Origin of the sequence: Nostoc sp. CCY0012 (genome assembly GCF_963920855.1) — a bacterium.
Lineage (GTDB): Bacteria > Cyanobacteriota > Cyanobacteriia > Cyanobacteriales > Nostocaceae > Cyanocohniella.
Genome location: NZ_CAWUDM010000032.1, coordinates 38443 through 62090, shown reverse-complemented (window position 1 = coordinate 62090; position 23648 = coordinate 38443). Strand labels below are relative to the sequence as shown.

Annotated in this window: 21 protein-coding genes; 9 read left to right on the top strand and 12 right to left on the bottom strand. The window is 39.9% G+C overall.

Going from position 1 to position 23648, the window contains the following annotated elements:
* Positions 1–82: 82 nt before the first annotated feature.
* From glpK to ACM0OS_RS11610, 4 genes are all read right to left on the bottom strand, one after another.
* Complete coding sequence (glpK, locus tag ACM0OS_RS11625; RefSeq protein WP_414543341.1) at positions 83–1585, bottom strand: glycerol kinase GlpK; 1503 nt, start codon at positions 1583–1585, stop codon at positions 83–85.
* A gap of 24 nt (positions 1586–1609) precedes the next feature.
* Positions 1610–2149, bottom strand: a complete 540-nt coding sequence (locus ACM0OS_RS11620; protein ID WP_414543340.1) for a GNAT family N-acetyltransferase — start codon at positions 2147–2149, stop codon at positions 1610–1612.
* Positions 2150–2316: 167 nt separating this feature from the next.
* A complete protein-coding gene (locus ACM0OS_RS11615) occupies positions 2317–3483 on the bottom strand; it encodes a PAS domain S-box protein (RefSeq protein WP_414543339.1) in 1167 nt (388 codons plus the stop codon).
* A 712-nt stretch (positions 3484–4195) separates the two neighbouring features.
* Positions 4196–5431, bottom strand: coding sequence for a glycosyltransferase family 4 protein (locus ACM0OS_RS11610; RefSeq protein ID WP_414543338.1), 1236 nt, complete (start codon positions 5429–5431; stop codon positions 4196–4198).
* 218 nt (positions 5432–5649) lie between these two features.
* On the opposite strand from ACM0OS_RS11610, the gene ACM0OS_RS11605 reads away from it, so the two are divergent.
* The 3 genes from ACM0OS_RS11605 to ACM0OS_RS11595 are packed head-to-tail and all read left to right on the top strand — an operon-like array spanning position 5650 to position 8610.
* Positions 5650–6678 carry an Npun_R2821/Npun_R2822 family protein gene (locus ACM0OS_RS11605; protein WP_414543337.1) on the top strand — a complete coding sequence of 343 codons (1029 nt, stop codon included), beginning with the start codon at positions 5650–5652 and terminating at the stop codon, positions 6676–6678.
* 28 nt (positions 6679–6706) lie between these two features.
* Positions 6707–7627, top strand: a complete 921-nt coding sequence (locus ACM0OS_RS11600) for a polysaccharide pyruvyl transferase family protein (protein WP_414543336.1) — start codon at positions 6707–6709, stop codon at positions 7625–7627.
* 35 nt (positions 7628–7662) lie between these two features.
* Positions 7663–8610, top strand: coding sequence for a glycosyltransferase family 2 protein (locus tag ACM0OS_RS11595; RefSeq protein ID WP_414543335.1), 948 nt, complete (start codon positions 7663–7665; stop codon positions 8608–8610).
* 53 nt (positions 8611–8663) lie between these two features.
* Here the strand turns inward: ACM0OS_RS11595 and ACM0OS_RS11590 are convergent, their stop codons facing one another.
* The 3 genes from ACM0OS_RS11590 to ACM0OS_RS11580 all read right to left on the bottom strand — a co-directional run bounded on the left by ACM0OS_RS11590 (position 8664) and on the right by ACM0OS_RS11580 (position 11557).
* Entirely contained in the window at positions 8664–9389 is a 726-nt protein-coding gene (locus ACM0OS_RS11590; protein WP_414543334.1) for a hypothetical protein, read from the bottom strand.
* 96 nt (positions 9390–9485) lie between these two features.
* Positions 9486–10220, bottom strand: coding sequence for a hypothetical protein (locus tag ACM0OS_RS11585; protein ID WP_414543333.1), 735 nt, complete (start codon positions 10218–10220; stop codon positions 9486–9488).
* Positions 10220–11557 (bottom strand): AAA family ATPase, encoded by a 1338-nt coding sequence (locus ACM0OS_RS11580; protein ID WP_414543332.1) that lies wholly within the window; start codon positions 11555–11557, stop codon positions 10220–10222. The genes ACM0OS_RS11585 and ACM0OS_RS11580 overlap by 1 nt, the downstream gene beginning before the upstream one ends.
* A 372-nt stretch (positions 11558–11929) precedes the next feature.
* Between ACM0OS_RS11580 and ACM0OS_RS11575 the strand changes: the two genes are divergently transcribed.
* Entirely contained in the window at positions 11930–12814 is an 885-nt protein-coding gene (locus ACM0OS_RS11575) for a ParA family protein (RefSeq protein WP_414543331.1), read from the top strand.
* 178 nt (positions 12815–12992) lie between these two features.
* On the opposite strand, the gene ACM0OS_RS11570 is transcribed toward ACM0OS_RS11575, so the two are convergent.
* The 4 genes from ACM0OS_RS11570 to ACM0OS_RS11555 all read right to left on the bottom strand — a co-directional run bounded on the left by ACM0OS_RS11570 (position 12993) and on the right by ACM0OS_RS11555 (position 15373).
* Complete coding sequence (locus ACM0OS_RS11570; RefSeq protein ID WP_414543330.1) at positions 12993–13277, bottom strand: hypothetical protein; 285 nt, start codon at positions 13275–13277, stop codon at positions 12993–12995.
* A 37-nt stretch (positions 13278–13314) separates the two neighbouring features.
* Positions 13315–13728: a chorismate mutase gene (aroH, locus tag ACM0OS_RS11565; protein ID WP_414543329.1), complete on the bottom strand. Its 414-nt coding sequence runs from the start codon at positions 13726–13728 to the stop codon at positions 13315–13317.
* A gap of 87 nt (positions 13729–13815) precedes the next feature.
* Positions 13816–14637 (bottom strand): signal peptide peptidase SppA, encoded by an 822-nt coding sequence (gene sppA, locus ACM0OS_RS11560; RefSeq protein ID WP_414543328.1) that lies wholly within the window; start codon positions 14635–14637, stop codon positions 13816–13818.
* Between the two features lie 439 nt (positions 14638–15076).
* Positions 15077–15373: a hypothetical protein gene (locus tag ACM0OS_RS11555; RefSeq protein WP_414543327.1), complete on the bottom strand. Its 297-nt coding sequence runs from the start codon at positions 15371–15373 to the stop codon at positions 15077–15079.
* 498 nt (positions 15374–15871) lie between these two features.
* Here ACM0OS_RS11555 and ACM0OS_RS11550 point away from each other — a divergent pair, with 498 nt between their 5' ends.
* From ACM0OS_RS11550 to miaB, 5 genes are all read left to right on the top strand, one after another.
* Positions 15872–16669, top strand: coding sequence for an MlaE family lipid ABC transporter permease subunit (locus tag ACM0OS_RS11550; RefSeq protein WP_414543326.1), 798 nt, complete (start codon positions 15872–15874; stop codon positions 16667–16669).
* A gap of 117 nt (positions 16670–16786) precedes the next feature.
* Positions 16787–17173, top strand: a complete 387-nt coding sequence (locus ACM0OS_RS11545; RefSeq protein ID WP_414543325.1) for a DUF3119 family protein — start codon at positions 16787–16789, stop codon at positions 17171–17173.
* Positions 17174–17248: 75 nt separating this feature from the next.
* A complete protein-coding gene (locus ACM0OS_RS11540) occupies positions 17249–18559 on the top strand; it encodes a DUF3086 domain-containing protein (RefSeq protein WP_414543324.1) in 1311 nt (436 codons plus the stop codon).
* Between the two features lie 108 nt (positions 18560–18667).
* The gene (gene plsY / locus ACM0OS_RS11535; RefSeq protein WP_414543323.1) at positions 18668–19348 is read left to right on the top strand and encodes a glycerol-3-phosphate 1-O-acyltransferase PlsY; all 681 of its coding nucleotides are present in this window, start codon (positions 18668–18670) and stop codon (positions 19346–19348) included.
* A 182-nt stretch (positions 19349–19530) separates the two neighbouring features.
* Positions 19531–20895, top strand: a complete 1365-nt coding sequence (gene miaB, locus ACM0OS_RS11530; RefSeq protein WP_414543322.1) for a tRNA (N6-isopentenyl adenosine(37)-C2)-methylthiotransferase MiaB — start codon at positions 19531–19533, stop codon at positions 20893–20895.
* 70 nt (positions 20896–20965) lie between these two features.
* Here the strand turns inward: miaB and ACM0OS_RS11525 are convergent, their stop codons facing one another.
* Positions 20966–22975 carry a cation:proton antiporter gene (locus ACM0OS_RS11525; protein WP_414543321.1) on the bottom strand — a complete coding sequence of 670 codons (2010 nt, stop codon included), beginning with the start codon at positions 22973–22975 and terminating at the stop codon, positions 20966–20968.
* Positions 22976–23648: the final 673 nt, after the last annotated feature.

Here is a 23648-nt window from a genome sequence, read left to right as displayed (position 1 = left end):
CAAGGGGGCAGGGTGCAGGGGGGAAAGACTGGGAAGGAGCGAGTTCTTTCTCCTCTGCACTTCTACATTCCTACTTCTTTGTTTAAGATTCCCAGGCAAGAGTTCGCTTCACGGCTTGTTTCCAGGTGGCGAAGTTGGCTTTTCCTTGATGGTTGTCTGGGTTTGGTTCAAATATGCGGTCGATTTTTCTGTGGCTGACTAATGCTGCATAATCATCCCAAAATCCTATGGCTAATCCTGCGGCAAAAGCTGCTCCTTGTACGGTGGTGTCGCGCATCATGGGGCGTGCTACGGGAATCCCTAAAATATCTGCCTGGAATTGCATGAGAAAATTGTTCTCACAAGCACCGCCATCTACGGTTAACTGTTGCATGGGAGTACTACAAGAGGCGTTGATTGCTTGTACTACTTCTAAAACTTGGTAGGCGATCGCTTCTAAAACTGCACGGACTAAATGTTGGGGTTGGACACTGGCGGTAATGCCAAAAAAGGCTCCTCTGGCGCTCATATCCCAATGGGGTGCGCCTAGTCCACTAAAGGCCGGAATAAAGTATACTCCACTGGTGTCTGTCACCTGATTTGCCATTGCTTCGGTTTCGGCGGCTGTTTTAATTAGTTTGATGCCATCACGTAACCATTGGATACAAGCGCCACTAGTAAACATACTACCTTCTAAGGCATAACCCATATTTAAAATATTGTTTTGGTTTAGTTGTGTCCAAGCCACTGTGGAAATTAGCTGCTGTGAAGAACGCACAATTTCTGCGCCTGTATGCGCTACCAAAAAGCTACCAGTGCCATAAGTACATTTCATTAAACCGGGGCGATCGCAGCCATGACCAAATAAAGAAGCCTGTTGATCTCCTAAGATGGCGGTGATGGGAATTTCCGTACCTAGCAGAGTGATATCAGTAACACCAAATTTCCCTAAGCTGGGCTGAATAGAAGGTAAAATCTGATCTGGAATTTGTAATATATCTAGTAATTTCTCATCCCATGCACCAGTTTTCAGGTTCATTAACATTGTGCGACTGGCGTTGCTGTGGTCGGTAGCATGAACTTTACCGCCAGTAATTTTCCACAGTATCCAGGTATCAATTGTGCCTGCTAAGATGTTGTTGAGGTTAATGTCAGGACAATGGTCTAATAGCCATCTCAATTTAGTAGCTGAGAAATAGGCATCGATAACTAAACCAGTGCGATCGTAAATCTCTTGAGCATAGCCTTGTGCTTGCAATTGATGACAAAAGGGGGCAGTACGGCGGTCTTGCCATACAATTGCTGGATGTAACGGTTTACCCGTAGTTTTATCCCAAATTAAGCAAGTTTCCCTCTGCACAGTTAGTCCCAATGCCGCAATTTCTGATGGTGTAATTTGAGCATTTTTAATGGCAGTTTGCATCACCCAACAAGTATCGCGCCAAATTTCTTCAGGGTCGTGTTCCAACCATCTCGGCTGAGGATAATATTGGGTGAGTTCTTTGTATGCTTGAGCGATAATCTCACCGTCTACGTTAAATACAAAAGCGCGATTACCTGTTGTTCCTAAATCTAATGCCAGGATATAGCCTGATGATGTTTGCATCTGAAAAAATTCATACTATATTGCTTAAACACCATATTCATACATCATTTGCCAATCTTCTCGAAGTATCCCGTAAATTAGCACCTCATTTCCCAAAATTTCTGTTGTCCCTTGCAATTTTGCCCCTAACTTCTGGGCAACTCGGATAGAAGCAATATTCTCTGGAACAATTAAATTAATGACCTGGGACTGCTTTAAATCCTCAAAAGCATAATTAATAGCAGTTTTTGCACCTTCTGTAGCCAAACCACATCCCCAAAAAGCCCGCCGTAAACTCCAACCAATTTCAAAACCTGGCCAACCCTCTGGTTGCCAACAACCAATCCGACCAATCATTTCCCCACTTTGACGTTCCTCAACCGCCCACATTCCATAACCCCGAAGTTGCCAGTGACCAACAATCATGGCCATATTTCGCCAAGCATCTTCACGTGATAAAGGTTTTCCCATACCGATGTAGCGCATAACTTCTGAATTACCACACATCTCGGCATAAGCATCAAAATCTGCTGCACACCATCCACGCAAAATCAGACGTGGAGTATCAACTTGAGGAACCAACATATCAAAATTACGAATTAAGTAGAACAGGGTAAATAATTAAATGTTTGTAGTGAGAACTTTAGTTCTCAAATCAGGACTAAAGTCCTGACTACGAACTGATTTTAGGTAAATTTACATTATTTTACATAGTTTGGTTTTTTCAAGTCGTTCTACTTACGAATTACGAATTACGAATTACGAATTATGATATATTTTTTGGCATCAAAACTAATTAAACCCTGTTGTTGTAATTTCCCTAGCAATCGGGTAATTGTGACTCTGGTAGTACAGCAAGCACTGGCAATATCTTCATGAGTGAAGCGTACAGTTAGGCGAGTTCCTTCTGCTACAGGTTCACCGATTTCTTGCTTTAACAGTTGCAAGAGATGGTGCAATCGTTCTTCTACTCGCCGTCTACCAGTAATGGCTAACAAAGATTCAGTCTGCTTTAAACGTTGATTGATTTTTGGTAATAGAGTATGACTCAGTAAGGGATCTGTAGCTATTTCTGTCACATAAATTGAGACTAATTCTACATCTGACAGGGCTGTGGCTTGATAAATAGGTAATGAGGTCATGTTAGAGCCAAAAACCATATCTTGACTAGCTAGTCCTATTAATATTTCTTCGCCGGTTTCACAAAAGGTACTTAATTTGACTACACCCTGACGAACATACCAAATGAATAAGGGATTGAGGGAAATGGTATCTCCTTTAGAATGTTTATGTATGGGGCGATCCTGAATGAGATCATGCTCATTGTTGAGTAGTTCAGATTTTTGGCGCTGACGCTGATTGATATCACGTAACTGCCAGCGAATAGAGTTTACCCTACCTTGTTGATTGCGAACTACTGCCACTGTTAAGGCCGCGTTAAATAATTCACCATGATTTTTTTGCAAACTGACAACTAATTCTTTAAATCGATCCGATTGGGATAAATGGTTGAGTTCTAGGCGAAAAGGCTGTCTTTCTTCGGGGTTGACAAAGTTAACTATTGGTGTGCCTACCAACAACTGTCGGGAAACATTGAACAATTTAGCTGCTGCAAGATTCGCTTCTTGGATAATTCCTTCGGCATTTGTGACTACATAGCCGTCGGGGGCTAACTCGAATAAATCTTGGTAGCGTTGGCGTTCTACTTCTAAAAAATTGCGTGTTTGGATGAGTTCTTCGTTTTGTTGATAAAGTTCTTCTGCCGCTAATTGCACCATTTTTGAAGTGCTATAGAGTTCCTTAAATGCTTGCGGCAGTAGTTCGGGCGGAATCCAAGGCAGAACGCTAGCTGTTTGATACAAGTCTGCTAAACGGCTATGTAATACTTCTGTTCTTTGGATAAATTGTTCTATATTCACTTTAAATTGCCTCTACTTGATTGCAGAGGTTTAGCCAAAATTTTACTATATCGATCATGGGAAAAATCGCATCACTCTTGAGTCTGGCAGGTGATAAAACTTTTAATAAAGTGTCATTTTTGACCACATGAACTCTGAATATGTACATATATTCTAGTGTTCTACTAATTTCTGAACCTACCACGAAATCGCTAACTCAGTACTTTAGTTAGTAAAATGTTGCAATTAAATCTCAATTATCATTCATCTCTAGTTGCTATTATGAAGCAGCTTTGTGTTGATTATTTCCATTGTTCATTAAGATAACTATTATTGTTTTCTTTAACTTCCACCCCTAGAGTCAGTTCATGACTAACTTAGATATAGGACAAAGTTTAAGTAAAATTGTGTTCCTGAATACACTAATTTGTGGCTCTGGTAGCGGTTTAAAAGGTCTTTTTGGGGAATATAGTGATTTTTACGACAATACACTATCAAGACATTGGACTCGTCAATTACAGAATAAATATAAAAATGTATAGAAAATTACGTAACTTCTTAATAATTATTAGCAACTTTAGTTAGAGAAAAGTTAAGAATTTATTTGCTGTATTTGTAGGTAAGCATAACAGCTGATCAACGCGCGAGGTCAAAGGAGTGATCAACACAGTGTGAAATTATCGCTGCTGATCATTCCTCTTTTTTGTTTTGTCGCCCAAATCACAGATGGTATTTATCTATGTGGTGTGTCGTGTGTTCCTAAACAAACTTGTTCGTAACGTTGACCGGCAATTTCCCAGGTAAATTCTGTTTCTACTAGTTGTCTACCATTATCAGACAATTGAGAACGTAGTTGTGGATGCTCGAATAGTTGACTAATGGCTTTGACATACTCGGCGGGTTCGTTGGCGCGTAATGCTCGGATGGGAGTATCTGCACCATCTACAGCTAGTCCTTCTAGACCGCGATCGCTTGCTACTATGGGTATACCGGCAGCCATTGCTTCTAAAGTTTTATTTTTAATACCAAATCCTGTCCGCATGGGGACAACACAGACGGTGGCTTTGTGTAGGTAATCTACCATTGAAGGCACACTTCCTGTGACATTAACTCCTGGTTTTTCTTTGAGTGCTAAAACTTCTGGAGCAGGACGAGAACCGACAATATCAAGAGTGGTATCAGGATAAGATTTTTGAATTTCGGGTAGGACTTGGTTGACAAAAAAGCACACAGCATCAATGTTAGCTAAGTTATCCATAGCACCGATAAATACTAATTTATGTCCTCCCGGATCAGTGGTACGGTTGGGAAATGTCTCCAAGTCTACGCCATTAGGAATTACGGTAATTTCACTGTCAGGGTTAAATGCTTGCAGTTGAATTTTATCTTCTTCGGTTGTCACTACCATTGCTGAGAACTTAGAGCAGTATCTTTGTTCATAACGTCGTAGTAAGGGTAAATTAATTTTATCTCGCAAGAGATTGTCAGAAACCCCTGTGGCTATCTGGTTAAGACAACTACCATAGACAGAACTATGAATATTAACTATGGTTTTGAGAGATTTCTGGAAATGCGATCGCACATAAATTTCATTGACGCTATGCTCGCAGGTAATCACATCATATTTTTTTACTTGTATCGCGTCATCAATCCATGCTTGCATCTCGCTGGAATAGCGGTTAATTACACTAGGTGGTGTTCCCTGAAGCAGGAATTGGCCCAAGCGCTGCACTTTTTTCCAGGGATTTGTCGCTGTACCGTCATCTATTGGACGATTAAAAACCACAAGATGATCTACACAATCCCTTAAACTGGTTATTTCTGCATCTGTGACACTGCGATCGTGTTGAGTTACCAAGGTGATCGCATGACGTTGACTCAAATATTTCAGTAAATTAAACGTCCTGACTTGAGTTCCTCCCCGTGTTGGTGGATAAGGAAAGGTAGCCGACAGTATCAAAATATTCATAGAAGTTAATCAAACGATGATACACATACCATGACCTGATTTAAGACTGGATGTCATCATAAATATCTCTTATTCATTTTTTTGTAAAGTTTTTATAAGTTACTGATAATCAAAAGTTCATCACTATATTCACAGGTGATATGTTGCTTTTATCGTGAAGTATACGTAAAGATATAACTGTCATCAGTAATTCTGTCAGTTAACTAGGATTTAGCAAGATGAAACCCTCCGGTATTTACACCCTTGCCAATGATGCTGTATTTGATCAGTTAGTCGCTTTGCTCAATAGCATTGAGGTTAATGTTAGTCGAGACATTCCAGTATGTGTGATTCCTTATAATGACCAATTAGAGCGAGTACAGCAGGAAATCAACTCTCGAAAAAACGTAACCCTATTTGATAACGGGGAATCTATCCAGCGCTGGGATAATTTTGCTCATGAAATTTGGTCAGTGCATCCAGCAGTTTTGCAGAACAACTTATCGGGCAATACATGGTATCGTAGTCCTTTATTACGAAAGTTGTGTGCTTTTGATGGTGAATTTGAAAAATTTATATTTTATGATGCTGATAGTTTGGCCATGAAGCCAATTGATAGTTTATTAGACAAACTAAATCACTATGATTTTATATTTGACGATTGGGAACATAAAAAATCACCAGAAAATGCAGCATTAAATCTTGTAGTTATTGAAAATACTGGTTTGTATAAAGAAGAAGACGTTCGCCATAAATTACATTGTTCTAGTTTCTTTGGTTCTAAGAAAGGTATATTTGATACTACAGAAATCGCATTTATGAAGCAGTTATTAATTGAGCAAGACGAAATTCAATGGATACCCAAATGCTGGGATGATGCATTATTGTTTAATTACATGACATTACGGTGCGATCGCTCACTATTTAATTTTACTCTCAGCCCTCATGGCCAGGATAGAACAGGTAATTGTGCTGATGCCGACCCCTTTGTCAATGTTAATAATGTTCTTTATAACAAAGAAGGTTTAAAACCAATCCATCGTCTGCATTACATGAATTACCCTTCAGTTTGTTTTCAGCGCTTGTCTCAAGGTGAAGATGTAAATATTCGTTATCAAGATGAATTTTTGCACTATCGATTTTTAAAGAACCCAGATCAAAAACCTCAATATCTTCATCCACCCAGTCCATTGACTACAACGAGTCGCAATTTTCAAAAAGCCATCCGCAAGGTTCAAAAAATCCTGACTTTGGCGGTAGTTAATTAAACTCATCCGCAAATTATGGCCACAACTAATGAAGCTGTATTATTTTCGCTTTCCTAACGAAATTAGCAATTTTGGAGATAATCTTAACCCCTGGATATGGGAACAATTACTACCAGGGGTATTTGACCTAGATAAAAATACTACCTTTGTTGGTATTGGATCATTGTTAAATGAATACGTTCCCAAAGCCCAGAAAACGGCGGTTTTCGGATCAGGCGTTGGTTATGGTAAGGGATTACCCAAAATAGATGAATCTTGGAAAATTTACTGTGTTAGAGGGAAACTCTCAGCCAAAGCATTGGGGATTAAATCTGAATCCGCAGTTACAGATAGTGCTGTACTCATTAGGAGGTTGTATAAACAGGCTAGTAACAAAGTCAATCAATTCGCCTATATGCCTCACATTGATCATGCCATCCGTGGGGATAGCGCCTGGAAACTGATATGTGAGCAAGCAAGAATCGCATATATTGACCCTCGTTGGCCCATCGAGCAAGTTTTGTCTGCTATTAGCCAAACAGAGATATTACTAGCTGAAGCCATGCACGGTGCGATCGTTGCTGATGCGCTGCGAGTACCTTGGATTCCTATTTTAACCAGTGCTAGAATGTTTCCTTTCAAGTGGCAGGACTGGTGTTCATCAATTGATATAGAATACCAACCACACTATGTCATGCCTGATACCAAACTATATCCACCAGGTCCGGGAGTTCGTTCATCTTTGCGTTACTCAATCAAATGTGTCCAGCAGGCTCCACAAAGATTCCTCAAAGCTCTTGGGAAAGGCGATGCCAAAAAAATGGCAATCCAACTAGCTGATATTGCCAAGACCTCAAAACCTATATTAAGTAGCGAGTCTCGGATTGAGCAATTAACAGTTGAATTAGAAGAAAGGCTAGAGCAATTTAAAAAAGATGTAGCATCTGGATACTTTCATCATTCTGGCTAGATACTTCGTGATTATAGTTTTTAACGGTCAAAATTGTGGCTAAAATTAGTGTTTGCATTCCCACGTTTAATCGACAAAATCTCCTGCCATACGCAATCGAAAGCATACTTCAGCAATCTTATCAAGATTTTGAATTAATAGTTTGTGATGACGGATCTAGTGATAGTACACCTGATTTGATGTCACAGTATACAGACAACCGGATTAAATATATTCGTCATCCACAAAATATTGGTAAAAGTAATAATATGCGCTCTGGCTTTGATGCAGCTCAGGGTGAATATTTTATCAAATTTGACGATGATGATAGACTAACGCCAGATTTTTTAGCCCGGACTGCGGCTATACTTGATCAAGACTCTAGTATCGATTTTGTAGGTACAGATCATTGGATAATTGATATCAATAATATTCGGCAGCAGAAAGAAACTCAAGAAAATTCCCTTCGCTGGGGTCGAACCAATTTAACAGAAGGTATAGTAGATAATTTATTAGAAGTGGTTTTTATTAACCAAAGCTTTCAAATTGGGGCTACACTATTTCGCCGTAAAACATTACAAGAATTGGGTTTTATGTTACCCAATATCCAAAACTGTGAAGATAATGATTTATTTATCCGATTAGCTTTGGCTGAAAAAAAGGGTTATTATTTGCCTGAATTATTGATGGAATATCGCTACCATGCAGAACAGCAAGGCATTAATCGAGCCATGCCTTATTTGTTTGATAAGATTCGGTATTTAGAAAATTATCAGTTTAAATCAGAAAAATTAGAGAAAGTCCGCCAGCATCGATTGGCTGAGACAAAGTTATTATTAGGCTTGCGTTTAATTGAAAAGGGTGACAACCAAAAAGGTAGAAAATTGGTGTTGGCAGGTAAGTCTTTTTCTATGTCTAAGGCTTTGACTGGTTTGGGATTATCGTTGTTACCAGTTGGGTTAAGGGGTCAGGCTTTTAATGTGCTGCGACAAATAAAAGGGTAATGTCTCGCGCAAAGGTGCAAAGGCGCGAAGAGATACCTAAGAAGTGAGTATACTTACTTCTGTGTTGGAATAATGGGGTGGGGTTGGTAATTTGTGTTGGTTTTGAGTTGATTCATCACGAACATTGTACCCATACCTAGTACCAGAGATACGACTGCGATCGCTATACGATTATTCTGCCAAAAACTGAGCTTTCCTTGTGTATAAGCAGTGTTAGCTATCCTTACTTCATGTTTAGCCTGTTCTAGAATTGATTGGAGAGCATTAATTTGTTCATCTTCTAGTTCTGCAAATTTATCTTGTCTAAAAACATTTTCTATAATTTTTATCTTTTCTTCTGAAGAGACTCGATTGAGTTCGTTTCTCACAACTTCATAAGGATTACTTTGTCTTCCAGGTCGTGGAGTTGGATTAAGTTTTGTTGGCGGATTAAGAGGGGGATCTTGGTGAATATTATTTTTTGTCAGTCTATACGGGGTCTTTGGAGTTGTCGGCTTAGATACTGGAGTTTGAGGTGTTCGAGGTGGCGTGTTTACAGGTTTAGATACTGAAGCTTGATGTGTCCGGGGTCGAGTAGGTGTAGGCTGAGGAATACTTATTTGATTGGTCTTCAATGACCATTTATAGTCACTGTCTTGAACAACTAAATGCTTTAATGAACTGTATAAGTAATGGTTTACTTCACGTTTTTCAACTCCGAGCATAGTAGCAATTTTAACTGCTCTTAGTGGAGTTCCTTGTTTTAATATTTCAAGAATTTTGGATTCCAGATCATCCATAATCTTAATTAAGTAAGTGCGTTGAATTAAACGTAGGATGGGTTAGCGTAGCGTAACCCATGCTGGGCAAGGGTTAAATACTTAAATAGTGTAAAATCAAATAGTAGCTTCAGAAAAACTATCAATAATCTTGAGCATGGTTTTATCACCTAAGCCTTTAATACGCTCAACTACATTACTAAAAGATGTAAAATTACCATTAGCCTCTCGTTCTTTGATAATTTTTTCAATTATTGGAGTTTTGACGTTAACACGTTTTAATCTAGCAACTAGTTCATGTAACTTTAAAGTATTAAGTGCTACTAACGGTTCCATCGGTTGTGGAATTTTATTACCTAGTTCTTTGAGTTTTTGATTAAGATTACCTATTTCGTATTTAAATTCCGTTTGTAATTCAATCATGCGGTTTTCAAACCGTGATTCTATATTAGTCATGCGAGATTCTGCATTACTAACCCGTAATTCCATTGATATTGAATCTTTATTTTCTTCAATATTCAAAACTTTATTGCTTGTATTGTTTTGCGATCTAAGCAATTTAACTTGCTCCTCCAGAACTTCCTCATTTTCTGGTTCAATAATAAAGGCACTGATATACTCACCTTTTTGAGAGTCTATTTCTTTAGCTTTAACAGCAGCATGATATTCAAAATTTCCATCAACTACTTCATATGACTGTGGACTATTTCTGCGAAGAATTAAAGGGTTGATAACACCTTCAACTTTCAAAATCAACTCTGCTACACGACTTAATTCATTTTCTGAAAAATTTGAGCGAGGTACAGAAGATTTAATTTTTTTAACAGCAATAAATGAATTTGACAATTTCATTAAATCATTCCTATTTTTTGCAAAACTTCTTGAGCTAATAATTCAAATTCTTGAGCAGAGGTGGAATTTGGTTTAAAATCAATTACAGAACGAGGATCTGGTATTTCTATGTTTCCTACAACTTGTACTTGTTCGGTACATTTTGCTAAATCTTCTCTTTCATAAATAACAGTATCCATAACCTGAAAATTATATCGCTTGCTAATCAAATCTATACGTTTTGGCAAAGTAGATTGAATAAATCTAGCATTAGTTGAAATTTTACATGGAATAACACCAAGTACTTCAATTTTCTGCTTACCTATATATTTTCTATGTTTATTAATTCGCTGAGTAAATTCATTTACATTCAAAAGTCCTTGATTAGCAAAAGGTTTTAAATCCGACGGAATAAGTAAATAATCTGCGGTGAGGAGAGCGATCTGAGAAAACAAATCAATAGCTGGAGGAGTATCAATAATCACAATATCATATTGCTGCTCTACCTCTTTTAATTTTTCACCTAATGTCCATTTATTATCCATTTGTTCCAGTTCTCTTTCATACCTCATCAAATCAATATGTGAAGGTATTACATCAATTTCCGGATTACTAAATAGTGATTTTCTACTAATTTGTGTAATAGGAAAAGAATCATCTGATTGCAACACATGAAGAATATTTGCATCTTTTAAATCATCTAATTCTTCATCTTCAAATTTCACTAAACCCGTAGCAAAAGTAGTATTAGCTTGACTATCTAAATCAATTAACAAAACTTTCTTGCCTTTTTTTCTTAATGCTGCTGCAAGATTAACTGTGATAGTAGTTTTACCAACGCCACCTTTATTGTGGTAGATTGCAATTATTTTCATTGAAATTTGCCTCTTTATTTCTATATCTAAATTTTCATGTATTAACTGAATTTCTTTAATATTTTTTCTGCCAATTAAATTTTGAATTTCTTCTATCTTATCCTCAACTTCTTTACCTAAACACTGAAATACCAAGTTAACATCATAATCTAACTTTTCATAAATTCTGATTTCCTTACCATTAGTCAGCAACCCATATCTGATATTTAACTTTGTTAAATAATGCCTGAGCCGAGATACATGATTATTTAAATTTTGTTGAGGATGCTTTGCTTCCATCACCACACTCAACGGCGAGTTCGCATCTAAAACTAAGGGAATTACTTGTGCAGCAAATGCTAAGAAATCTAAACGGATGCTACCCAGTGCCACCTCTTGATGCCAGGTATCAGGAGTATAACCTAGCTCTGGTAGTAAATATTGCACTATAAGTTTGCTTTCTACTTCGCTTTCATTACGGCAAAGCTCAGGATTAAAAGGCAAGTTCTTTACCTCTAAACAGAAAATTGAGTTAAGTAAGAAATACTTAATGTGTGTTCTATTATGCCACAGCCTCAATTATTTCAGCCAAAATAGTTACTTATTTTTATGTATAAATATTAACTCATGTATCGTAACATTACTTAAAATAGGAGTTTATAAGAAATCAAATAAACCTCTTCCCAAATTTATTGAGAGACAAATGTTACTACCAAAATTACACAACTCCAGTCTAGTTGCTATATACTCTATCGAGACAATATTGCGGATACAACTTTTAAGGTTCCGGAAAAGATTAAATTTACCAGAAGTTTCAATTGTTCAACACGGGTGTACGCTACCTAAGTGGGAAAGCGTCATCAGAGGAATCAATCAATGGGATATGTAATTGCTACTGCAAATATGAAAGGCGGCGTTGGTAAAACCACCCTCACCGTCAACATCGCTACTTGTTTGGCCAAAAATCATGGTAAGCGGGTGCTTGTCCTGGACTTAGACAGCCAAATCAGTGCCACACTTAGTCTGATGTCACCTTTAGACTTTGCCAAACGGCGTAAACAACGCAAAACATTTAGATATTTAATAGACCAAGTTATTAATCCTGAACCAGAAGCAACGCTGACGATTCAAGATATTATTCACTCTCAGGTTTGTAATCTCCCTGGACTAGATTTGTTACCGGGAGATATTGACTTATATGATGAGTTTGTGGTGTCAGAAATGCTGCATCAACAAGCCACTGCTTTAGGTGAACAGGACTTTGAAACAGTTTGGAATCGCTTTGAAAGAGTCTTGATAAATAATATTTTGAAACCTGTGCGTCAAGAGTATGATTTTATTCTTCTAGATTGTGCGCCTGGTTATAATCTATTGACTCGTAGTGCTTTAGCTGCCAGTGATTTCTACATTTTACCTGCTAAACCAGAACCTTTATCTGTAGTGGGTATTCAACTGCTAGAAAGACGCATTGCTCAATTAAAAGACAGTCATGAACAGGAAGCCAAAATAGATATAAAAATGCTGGGAATTGTTTTCAGTATGGCTAGTTCTAATTTGCTAAATGGTCGATATTACAAACAAGTAATGCACCGGGTTGTGGAAGATTTTGGTGTAGAAAAAATTTGTAAGGCACAAATACCAGTTGATTTCAATGTAGCTAAGGCTGTTGATAGTTTTATGCCAGTTGTGTTAAATGCTCCCCAATCATCGGGTTCTAAAGCATTCTCTCAATTGACTCAGGAATTGTTGCAGAAGTTGTAAGGGACTAGAAGGGGAAAAGAACGAGAATATTTCCATCCTTTGGGAAGCCACAGAAGCGTATAACTCTCTTCCATTTCCGAGAAGTTTGCCTTTTTGTGGCTGACATCTTCAATTTAAACTCAAGAAGCATCAGTATTAATAGTTATGATTACCGGAGGTAGTTGCACTCTAGTTAACTTTAAATATCAGTGCATAGACTCTGAGCGTGAATCACTTCAACATTGCTACGAAATTCCAAGCGGTCTAAAGACTCTGTAAAAAACACAAAACCTTTGTATGCTGTGACATACTTGTAGATTTTGGTGAAATACCCTTCACTTGTGAAAATTACTAGTGGTTGCTCCATTTTGGCAATAATGCTCAAAAAATCTGCTAATTTTACGCATACGCCAGTTCCCCGCTCAGTAAACATTCTGCCGCCAATGGCAGTAGGTTGAGCAGTATCACCACTGTAATAGTTCATTTTGTGCTGATTCTTACATATAATTTACAGAGGTATTTTAAACTTTTGACTTAATTGCTTGCTGTGATGCTTGTAACGACTGAGGTAAACTCCAGTCTGGACGTAAGCTAGCAGCTTGGCGCAAATAAATATGATTAATTGGTGTAGAGGTTGGAAGGTAAGCGTGGATGAGAAACCGGATGCAACGCTGTAAGCTACCTTCGACGTGCATTTGCTGTACATCCAACATAGCAACATTATCCCAACCACAACGCGATCGCGCGATCGCAGCGGGAAAAACAACATCCAAATCGCGTGTTACAGAGAAAGTTACACTAATCATCTCTTCTGGTTGGAGTTGATTTCGTTGTTCTAGTTCATCTAGTAGTTCTGTCACCGCTTCTCGAATCGCTTCTATAGTATTTTCCGAAACAGTTGTTGCTCCACGAATAGCCCTCATTTGCCACTCCACGCCAAAATCCTCCTTAATTTAGTCATAAGTCGAGTCATGAGTCATTGGTCATTAATGACAAACTATTGACCAATGACTGTTAGTTCTTTATGGTCGATATAACCACAGTGGTAGACCACTAGTAGACATTTCAAATTCCAGCCAATCAATTCCCGCTCCTAGTCCAGACGAAATCTGACGACTTCCAGGAAGAACGCGACTCAATAAAGGTTTACGTTCTTCTAGGGTATAGCAAGGTGTTTTCTCAGGATCAAGACCAACCATTTCTGCTGTCCAACAACGCGCATCTTCTTCGGTTCCCAGACGGTCTACAACACCCAATTCTAGGGCTTGCTGTCCGGTAAATATCCGACCATCCGCGAAACTTTTCACAGTTTCGACTTCCAAAGAACGCGCCTCGGCTATTGTGTGGACAAACTGTTGATAACTGATATCAATCAATTCTTGCAAGATGCCTTGTTCTGCTTGAGTCAGTTCCCGGTCAAATGCCAAAATATCTTTGTAAGGGCCAGACTTAATTACCTTAAACGAAACACCGACTTTTTCCAGTAGGCGTTCCAAGTTATTACCCCGCAAAATTACACCAATACTCCCAGTAATTGTACCAGGGTTAGCTATGATGTGTTCAGCGCCCATACCAATGTAGACACCGCCAGAAGCCGAAATATTGCCAAAACTGGCGACAATTTTCATTTTCTTGCGTAACCTTTTCAGGGCGCTGTAGATTTCTTGAGAATCTCCTACTGTACCCCCAGGGCTATCAATGCGTAGAAGTAAAGCTGGAAACTTTTTCTCTTCTACGGTTTTCAAGGCTTCTAACACGCGTTTGCGAGTAGAACCTGCGATCGCACCAGTAATTTCAATCCGGGCAATTTGTTTACGAAACTTGGATTTAAAAGGCCAAACCATGAGCAGTTCAAAAACCTCTATAATACACTCAATATAAAATGGCCAGCAGTCAAACGACCTAATTTGCTCTGTTGAGAAACATCAACAGGTGTTGTGCCATCTAAAATCTTAATTAAATTTTTAGGTTTGGCGTAGATCTTTATCTGCTATGGTCATACCATGCTGATATAGCCTTTTCAGGTTTAAAAGCCAGGAAAATTGCAATAAATTATCCGTTGCCAAACAGCAAATAGCTCAATATAGCATCAGCTAAAATTAGTATTCTTATGCATTTACGACGTATAAGCCAAATATGTCTTTATTTGAGACTTAATTGATTAAAACAGCCTAAATTTAAAATAAAAATAATATAGATATCCAGCAATAATTATTCCTGCCTAGTATACACCTAGCAGGCTATTAGCCACGTCGTAAATTTTGCCAAACCTATTCTTACCGCTTAAGAATCTATGCGTAAAATTTGACAACGGTAGTAAGCATAACTATCAAACAGCGCTCCGACAAAACTACAAGTCGAACTAATGATGAGCAGTCCATGCAGGGGAGTCCCGCTACCAAAAATGGCGAGAAAATGTATGATTCGAGTAGCGCTGGACTCAGATGCCGCTTGTAAAGCCGGAACATGACCAATGAGTGGTAAAACAAAGACGACACCACCGACCAAGAGCATGGGCGCGGCAAAACTAAAAAGCATGGTTAGCAGTAGGGAGCGAAGAAAGTTAGTGAAAACAGTCATTTATAGAAAGCTCCTGTAAAGGAAGTGAACAATAACTAAAAAGTCATATGTCATCTTCCACAATACGTGCGATCGCTCCACAACAGACGATATGTCAAAAATCTTAAGTTTTCATTAAAATAAACAGCTACTTTTCAGATTCAATTATTTGAGCATTAAAACGGCTAAAAACCTCCGAAAGTATTGACAAATAAAGCTTTTAGACAATGTAGTTTCGTAACGATACCACATCACAGGTCTGATCGCCGCTTATCTTTCTGAGATGAGGTTTAATTTAAGTTAATGTTTCTCCTAGCGGCTAGAGGCTAGAGATGAAGAAAAAACTTTAGGGACTTCCAAAAAAGAAATTATCCAATCTACTTAGATGCAATTTTTCTTTTTCCCCCCTGCTCCCTGCTCCCTGCTCCCCATTTCTTAATAGGAAGTCCCTGACTCCCCATTCCCCTACCAACAGACATCCGCTATCCTTAATGCAGTTACCTAGTTAGCTACAAAACATTGAGTGAGACTACATCCAAATCCAGTTTAGGGGCATGGAGTCAGCGACTGCTGGCAGCAATTTTCTTGGGTGGACAAGTAATAGTTCACCTACTGAGAGGCAAAATTAATTGGCGCAACACCATAGAGCAAATGGCAGCAGTTGGCCCAGATTCCCTATTTATTGCCTTGTTGACAGCTGTATTTGTCGGCGCAGTATTTACTATTCAAGTGGCGCGGGAGTTTATCAATTTTGGTGCAAGTAATCTTGTCGGGGGAGTGCTGGCGGTAGCATTGACACGAGAATTAGCGCCTGTACTCACCGCGGTAGTTTTGGCAGGACGAGTTGGTTCTGCTTTTGCAGCCGAAATCGGCACCATGAAGGTGACTGAACAAATCGATGCTTTGTTTATCTTAAAAACAGATCCCATTGATTACCTGGTTATCCCCCGCGTACTTGCGTGCTGTTTAATGCTGCCCATTTTAACCCTTCTGTCTTTGGTGACAGGGATTTTAGGGGGATTGATTATTGCGACCAATGTATATGATATCGCCGACACAGTATTTCTAGATTCAGCCCGGAATCTTCTGGGGATTTGGGATATTTGTACTGCCTTAATTAAGGCGTGTTGCTTTGGCTTATTAATCGCCGTTATTGGTTGCAGTTGGGGCTTGACGACTACAGGAGGAGCCAAAGGCGTGGGACAATCAACTACTACCGCTGTGGTTACTTCTTTGCTGATTATATTTGTTAGCAACTTCTTTCTTTCATGGCTAATGTTTCAAGGAACCGGCAGTGCCTTAATACAAGGGTTATGAGGAGGATGAGGAAAGTATTTTCATTCTTGTCCCCTTATCCCCTTGTCCCCTTATCCCCCTGCTCCCCTAGCTTCTAAAATAGGAGGGACATCTATTAATAAAACAGGATTTGCAACTGTGACCAGTTCATTTGCGTCTCAATCTACATCAACGGTGGAACTTAAGCCTAGCTACAATATCCCCATATTTTTAGTGATTGCTGCCATTCCCCTACTGGTGGTGCAACCTTGGGTGGGAGCGGTAATTGCTTTGTTGGGCTTGTTTCTTTTGTTTCAAACTGTAACGATACGTTTGCACTTTACCGCTACAGACTTAGATATTTACAGAGGCGAAAAATTACTGCGGCGTTTTCCTTACCAGGAATGGCAAAATTGGCGTATCTTCTGGAATAGAGTTCCTGTCCTGTTTTATTTTAAAGAAATTAACAGTATTCACTTTTTACCGATTTTGTTTGACCCCAACACCTTAAAATCTTGTCTAGAACAACGTTGTCCACGTATATAAGTACTGGGTAGTTGGAAATTTAGACTGTATTTCAAAAAGCTATTTATTTGCATCATAGGAATTGCATTATTGTTTATGAACCCAGAGGCATCTCAAACCCCAGAACCAATTGATGAGTGGTTGGAGCAAATACAAGCAGAAAACCCTAAGGTTGACAATTCAGACAACTCATCTGTAGAGTCAGTTCTGGAAACAGCAGCGGAAACTTTATCTGTGGACACACAACCAGATAATGAGTTACTGACTTCTCCTACAGAAGTACCAGATTCTGCAACTGAGTCCACAGAAGAGTCAACTGTGGAATTTTCAGTGCAGTTAGCCTCAGAAACTCCTGTACCAGAGTCAGAAACAAACTTAGAACTACCAGATAATTCACTGTATACTCAAGCAGAGCAGCGAGTAGCAGATTTACAACGCACCGAAGCCGCGCTGAGGAAAGAAATAGCTAACCTGCAAGCTTTATCTAAAACTCTTCAGGCACAATTGAGTGAAACTCAAAGTTCAATGGGACGACTGGTGCAAGAGTCGCTGGTGCAGTTAGAACAACGCAAACAAGCCCTGCAAATTTCTGTAGAACAGCTAGAACGCCGTCAAGAACGCATCCGTAACGAAATGCGAACCACGTTTGCGGGAGCATCTCAAGATTTGGCAATTCGTGTCCAGGGTTTTAAAGATTATCTCACCGGGAGTTTACAAGATTTAGCAGCAGCAGCAGAACAATTGCAATTGATGCCATCTGTCGTAGAACAAGAAACGCCAGTGATTGTCAAACAGGAACGACCGGCTGAACTCCAGCCAGGAACACCGCAATTTGCCCAACAGCAGTTTCAAGATACTACCAAAAAAATTCGCCGCTTAATTGACCAATATCGCAGCAAACCAGATTACTATGGCCCACCCTGGCAACTGCGCCGCACCTTTGAACCTGTCCATGCTGAACGTGTCTCTAATTGGTTTTTCAGCCAAGGGGGACGAGGTGCTTTGCGGACAATGGGTAGCCGCTTGCAGAATATTTTGATTGCTTCAGCCGCGATTTCTATCCTACACAGGTTATATGGCGATAGCGCCAGCGCTGACTTGTCAGTTCGCCTCCGCACTTTAGTATTAGCTAATACACCAGAGCGATTGGGTGAATGGCGGCGCGGTTTACAAGACTGCTTAGGTATAGGTCGCCCAGATTTCGGCCCCGAAAGAGGCGTGGTATTGTTTGAAACAGCGGAAGCTTTGGCACAGAAAGCAGATAGATTGGTGAAAGCTAATCAAATGCCCTTAATTATCATTGATGATTCGGAAGAGCAAATCAGTTTGGCAATGCTGCAATTTCCTTTGTGGTTAGCCTTTGCTCCTGACCCCAAAGTTATGAGAAATTATAATGATGACTTTTAAGTAAAGTGGGGAGTGGGGGAGTAGGGAGTGGGAAAAAAAGGGGTAATGGGGAGGTTATTTTCCCAATGACTAATGAACAAGATTAAATATTACAGTTTTTAACTTTTTATGGCTATTTGGCTCACTTTATGCAGTGTGACTTTGGTTGTAGCTTATCTCTTGGGTTCCTTTCCTACCGGCTACATCACTGTGAAGCAGTTAAAAGGTATTGATATTCGAGAAGTTGGCTCAGGTTCCACTGGTGCAACCAATGTGTTAAGAACTTTGGGTAAAGGGCCAGGAGCAATGGTTTTAGTTGTGGATTGTTTAAAGGGCGTATTAGCGATCGCTCTTGTTTACTGGTTGTTTAGCTTTGCCTCTATACAAAATTTTATCCCGGCAACGGTAGATGTTAACCTATGGCAACCTTGGATGATTACTTTAGCTGGCATAGCTGCCATCCTGGGACATAGTAAATCCATTTTTCTCGGCTTTACTGGGGGAAAATCAGTTGCTACCAGTTTAGGAATTTTATTAGCGATGAATTGGCAAGTAGGTTTAGCCACAGCAGGTATATTTGCCGTTATTGTAGCTATATCGAGGATAGTATCTTTGAGTTCTATTGCAGGTGCGATCGCTGTTGCTTTTTTGATGGCGATTCTACATCAACCCTTGCCCTACATTTTATTTGGTATCGCTGGCGGATTGTATGTAATTTTGCGTCACCGTAGTAATATTGAGCGGCTGCTGGCGGGAACTGAACCCAAAATAGGACAGAAGTTAACAACAGAAGTAGAACAAACTAGCTAGCTAGGTATTGGGGATTGGGCGATCGCCTCTGCACTCAGGTTGCTTTTTCTATACTTTTATAGAATGAGAATATAGCATCATCAGTACTTTTCATCTAAATGAGGTACATTACTCTAGCCTCTAACCCCTAACCCCTAGCCTCTCTCCCTAAATTACAAACACTTAATTAAACATAATTTCCCATGACCACTTCTAAACGCCGCTACCACATTATTACCTTCGGTTGCCAAATGAATAAAGCCGACTCTGAGCGCATGGCTGGTATTTTAGAAGACATGGACTTTGAGTTTATAGAAGACCCTAATCAAGCAGATTTAATTCTCTACAATACCTGCACTATTCGTGATAATGCTGAACAGAAAGTATATTCTTACCTTGGTAGACAAGCCAAGCGTAAGCATGAACAGCCGGATTTAACATTGATTGTCGCTGGTTGCGTTGCTCAACAAGAAGGTGAAACTCTGTTGCGGCGAGTGCCAGAAATAGACTTGGTGATGGGGCCACAACACGCTAATCGTCTCAAGGATTTACTAGAAACCGTGTTAGAGGGTCAGCAAGTTGTGGCTACTGAGGCGGTTCACATTATGGAGGATATCACCCAGCCGCGACGGGATAGCAAAGTTACCTCATGGGTGAATGTGATTTACGGCTGTAATGAACGCTGCACTTATTGCGTAGTGCCTAATGTGCGGGGTGTGGAACAATCTCGTACGCCGTCAGCGATTCGCGCAGAAATGGAAGAATTAGGACGACAAGGTTACAAAGAAGTGACCCTACTCGGTCAAAATATTGATGCTTACGGCAGAGATTTGCCTGGTGCAACACCAGAAGGTCGGCATTTGCACACACTCACGGATTTGCTTTATTATGTCCATGATGTGCCGGGAATTGAACGGCTAAGATTTGCTACTAGTCACCCCCGCTATTTCACTGAGAGATTAATTCAAGCTTGTGCCGAGTTACCCAAAGTGTGCGAACACTTCCACATTCCTTTTCAATCTGGAGATAACGAAATCTTAAAAGCGATGTCGCGGGGTTATACCCATGAAAAATATCGCCGGATTATTGATACTGTTCGCCGCTATATGCCTGATGCGTCAATTAGTGGTGATGCCATTGTCGGCTTTCCGGGAGAAACAGAAGCACAATTTGAAAAGACTTTGCAACTAGTAGAAGATATTGGCTTTGATTTGTTGAACACAGCCGCATATTCGCCACGTCCCGGAACACCAGCCGCTATCTGGGAAAATCAACTCAGCGAAGAAGTGAAAAGCGATCGCCTACAAAGATTAAACCATTTAGTCAACGTCAAAGCCTCTGAGCGATCGCAGCGTTACATGGGACGCGTTGAAGAAGTGTTGGTAGAAGAGCAAAACTCTAAAGATCCCACCCAAGTAATGGGACGGACACGCGGTAATCGTTTAACCTTCTTTACTGGCGATATCAATGAATTAAGAGGGCAGTTGGTACAGGTAAAAATTACCGAAGTCCGTGCTTTTAGCTTGACAGGCGAACCTGTAGAAGTGCGTCAAGCAGTGCCAGTTTAATCATATGATTCTAGCCTGCGTAGGCAGGCTTAGTTTGTGTAGCCCCAGACTTCCAGTCTGAGGGGCTGTTTTATTGCGGAAAATAAGCAATAATCATTGCTACCTCAGGGTGACTACGAGCGATCGCTTCTGGTGCATGACCGAGCAGTGAAAATAGTTGTGTTTTCTGTTCTACTGTGCCATTTAATACTAATAAGTCGTTGGTTGTGAGTAACCGAGAAACTTGGCGGACAAAATTACCTCGTACCTGTTGAATTGGTGTATCTGCGGGAATACCAGCATTAGTTAAATCAACCTTGGCTCCTCTGACTGGGACTACTTGTAATAGTTGTAGAGATGCTTTGAGTTCCGTCGCCAAACTTTTAGCTAATTGGATACTCTGCCCAAAAGAACTAGCGTAAGTTTGCTGGGTAGTGAATGCCAAAAATACTCGATTTGTATGCTCAATTGGTAGCGGGAATCGACTGACTAAAACGGGTACTGAGCTACGTTGGACAATTTTGTCAATGACACCACCAAATAAGTTTTCTTGATATGTAGAGTAACCTTTCCAACCGCAGATAATGACACTGGCTTGTTTTTCTTCTGCTACGCGGGCAATACCTTTATCAATCGATTCGTCAATTCGCCCAATGGGGGTAACATCGACAACCGCAGCATGAGCAATCATTTCGGCGGTTGATAGTAATTGGTTTTGTCTTGTTTTATCTTCTAGGGAAATGGGGGCGCTTTTTTCTAGTAGGATATGCAGCGGTAATAAAGTACCCGTAGATGATTTTGCTAATAAAATCGCCAACTGAAGCAAGTTGTCTTCAGTACTGGGGTTAGCAACTGGAACTAACACGCGATCGCCTATATTTGCTGTCTGCGGAGTGGTAACACTGGTTTCTCCGGGCTTGAGGTTTCGTCCCCACTGATTTGTAATCCAAGGAGAAGCAATGCAGGTAACTAAAATCATGGCGATGGTGCCGTTGACTGTTAATTGGTCAACCAACTCAATATTAAAAGCAACTGTAATCGCCGCCAGAGTCGAGGCTGCTTGCGCTACCGATAATCCAAACAGCACCATAATATTGTCAAAGTTGAATCCGAATAACTTACCTACACCCCAAGCCGGAAGGAATTTGGCAACAATAGCAGCAGCCACCATGACACCTGATACTACTAGGGCTTGTGGTTCTTGAATCAGAATTAATGGATTCACCAACATGCCTACAGAAATCAGGAAAAATGGCACAAATAGCGTATTCCCAATGAACTGAATCCGATTCATCAAGGGGCTAAGGTGCGGTATCAGTTGGGTAATGGCAACACCCGCTAAGAAAGCACCAATAATCGGCTCAATTTGGATTAATTCTGCCCCATAGGAAACTACAAATAAAGTAGCTAAAACAAAGGTAAACTCTGCCCCTTCGTCGTGTCCAAAGCGCTGAAAAAACCAGCGTCCCAAACGCGGTAGTCCCCAAAGTGTGAGGAAGGTGTAGACAATCAGTGAAGGAATCAAGGTTAGCCAAAACTGTAAGGTTAAATTACCTTGATGCGCCCTTACCACCACTGCTAAGACCAACAACGCCAAAACATTGGTAATTAATGTCCCTCCCAAAGTAGTAGTCATCACCTGAGAACGCATAATTCCCAGTTTGCTAGCTACAGGTAGCGCTAATAGGGTATGGGAGGCAAAACAGGATGCCACCAGAACAGCTGGCAACAAACCGTAACCAATGGCCATCATGGCTCCCGTACCCAAGATCATCGGTACGAGAAAAGTAGCCAGTCCAAAAAGAACTGCCTTATCAGCGTTATATTTCAGGTCATCTAGGCTTGTTTCCAGTCCAGCCATGAACATGAGAAATAACAAACCCACTGTTCCCAACAGGATGATTGTGTTATCTCGTGCCAACAGTCCTAGTCCATTTGGCCCGACTACGACCCCAGCCAAAATTAATCCCACAATTCCAGGTAGGCGAATTTTCTCAAATAACAGAGGGGCGATGAGCATAATCCCCAAAATCATCAGAAAAACCGGTACCGGTTCTTTAATAGGTGTGGATATTAGGGTAGTCATTAAAAAGTCAGTCATACTCTGCCTTCAGGTTGCGATTGCCTCTGGTTTTTTAGCTGTTTTTCAGGCACTATAGTTAGTTGCACTGACTCAAATATTAATACCTTCTGAAAACTTCAATCGCATTGACAGTGTTTTATTGGGGGTGAGCGACTAAAGACTGGGGACTGGCTAATTCCTAGCAGCGCGTTCAAATTAATAATATTAATTTTACCAACGTTAAATGTTAAGTCATTTTAAAGTTAGAGATATTATTTTTCAGTAAATTACACCTGAGATTTAAAATATCAAAACTCCTAGAATAAATACACTAACTAAAGTTGTATTTTTTTATGAGAATTTGCTCTCAAACTTTGGCATTTTTAAGTTATACTTGGGGACTTTTAACAATTAATTTTGTTGCTTCTCTGCCTGCTCAAGCATCAATTGTTTGTGAACCCGGAACAATTAGTAATTATGCCAATAACTCACTAGCAAGTTGCGTGCTTGGTCAAGACATGACAGTACAGTTATCTAGTTCCAGTTCAGGGACATCTAATTTTTTTTTGCCAAGCTCAAAGATATATATCTTTTGATAATCAAGGGCAGTTCCAAAGTTGCCAGCTTGCACAAGATATTGAAATTAGACAAGGTAACTCTATACAAATATGTCCAGCCGAATATAGAGTATATGTTTCAGTTTCCACTAATG

What these genes read in the sequence shown, in the direction of transcription:
- glpK (WP_414543341.1), bottom strand. Translation starts at nt 1,585, where the DNA reads ATGCAAACATCATCAGGCTATATCCTGGCATTAGATTTAGGAACAACA.
- ACM0OS_RS11620 (WP_414543340.1), bottom strand. Translation starts at nt 2,149, where the DNA reads ATGTTGGTTCCTCAAGTTGATACTCCACGTCTGATTTTGCGTGGATGG.
- ACM0OS_RS11610 (WP_414543338.1), bottom strand. Translation starts at nt 5,431, where the DNA reads ATGAATATTTTGATACTGTCGGCTACCTTTCCTTATCCACCAACACGG.
- ACM0OS_RS11605 (WP_414543337.1), top strand. Translation starts at nt 5,650, where the DNA reads ATGAAACCCTCCGGTATTTACACCCTTGCCAATGATGCTGTATTTGAT.
- ACM0OS_RS11600 (WP_414543336.1), top strand. Translation starts at nt 6,707, where the DNA reads ATGAAGCTGTATTATTTTCGCTTTCCTAACGAAATTAGCAATTTTGGA.
- ACM0OS_RS11590 (WP_414543334.1), bottom strand. Translation starts at nt 9,389, where the DNA reads ATGGATGATCTGGAATCCAAAATTCTTGAAATATTAAAACAAGGAACT.
- ACM0OS_RS11585 (WP_414543333.1), bottom strand. Translation starts at nt 10,220, where the DNA reads ATGAAATTGTCAAATTCATTTATTGCTGTTAAAAAAATTAAATCTTCT.
- ACM0OS_RS11575 (WP_414543331.1), top strand. Translation starts at nt 11,930, where the DNA reads ATGGGATATGTAATTGCTACTGCAAATATGAAAGGCGGCGTTGGTAAA.
- ACM0OS_RS11570 (WP_414543330.1), bottom strand. Translation starts at nt 13,277, where the DNA reads ATGAACTATTACAGTGGTGATACTGCTCAACCTACTGCCATTGGCGGC.
- sppA (WP_414543328.1), bottom strand. Translation starts at nt 14,637, where the DNA reads ATGGTTTGGCCTTTTAAATCCAAGTTTCGTAAACAAATTGCCCGGATT.
- ACM0OS_RS11555 (WP_414543327.1), bottom strand. Translation starts at nt 15,373, where the DNA reads ATGACTGTTTTCACTAACTTTCTTCGCTCCCTACTGCTAACCATGCTT.
- ACM0OS_RS11540 (WP_414543324.1), top strand. Translation starts at nt 17,249, where the DNA reads ATGAACCCAGAGGCATCTCAAACCCCAGAACCAATTGATGAGTGGTTG.
- plsY (WP_414543323.1), top strand. Translation starts at nt 18,668, where the DNA reads ATGGCTATTTGGCTCACTTTATGCAGTGTGACTTTGGTTGTAGCTTAT.
- miaB (WP_414543322.1), top strand. Translation starts at nt 19,531, where the DNA reads ATGACCACTTCTAAACGCCGCTACCACATTATTACCTTCGGTTGCCAA.
- ACM0OS_RS11525 (WP_414543321.1), bottom strand. Translation starts at nt 22,975, where the DNA reads ATGACTGACTTTTTAATGACTACCCTAATATCCACACCTATTAAAGAA.